Below are 484 nucleotides of genomic sequence, written 5' to 3' on the forward strand. Positions count from 1 at the left end.
GTAGTGGTCGTTTTCGGCGGCGATGCGGTACAGCCGTTCGATCTCGACGTCGACGCTCTTGTCTTGCTTTAGCTGATTGTTCTTCTGCAACCAGCGGGCGTACTGGAACAGCACATCTGTTTCGGCTGAGGGGGGAGGTATTTTTTCGTGGGCGCAGGTAAAGGCGAAATTGGCCTTAATGTCGGTGAGTGGATTCACATGAGGATCCTTCTTCATATAGGTAAAGGCGCTGCGGCTATCACAAGCAGCCAACAGCAGGCACAACAGCAAGAGCGCGAGACGCATCAGTCGAGATCCTTCGGGTGGCTTTGTCGTAATAAAAATCGACGAGTGAAGCACAGGGCGCATCCTTCTTTTACTGATTGTTCCCACGCTCAGCGTGGGCATGCATCCCGTGAGGCTCCGCGTCACCATTGCGCAGGTGTCGACAGCGGGACGCAGAGCGTTACTGTCCTGTTTGAGCTGGATTTCTCATCCGAGCAGG

At 54.5% G+C, this 484-nt stretch carries 1 pseudogene; it reads right to left on the reverse strand.

Annotation, left to right across the window (positions count from 1 at the left end):
- A pseudogene (locus SOP85_RS31100) lies at positions 1-285 on the reverse strand (SEL1-like repeat protein); the annotation flags it as partial.
- Between the last annotated feature and the right edge of the window lie 199 nt (positions 286-484).

Origin of the sequence: Pseudomonas sp. YuFO20 (assembly GCF_035064975.1) — a bacterium.
GTDB classification, from domain to species: domain Bacteria; phylum Pseudomonadota; class Gammaproteobacteria; order Pseudomonadales; family Pseudomonadaceae; genus Aquipseudomonas; species Aquipseudomonas putida_AE.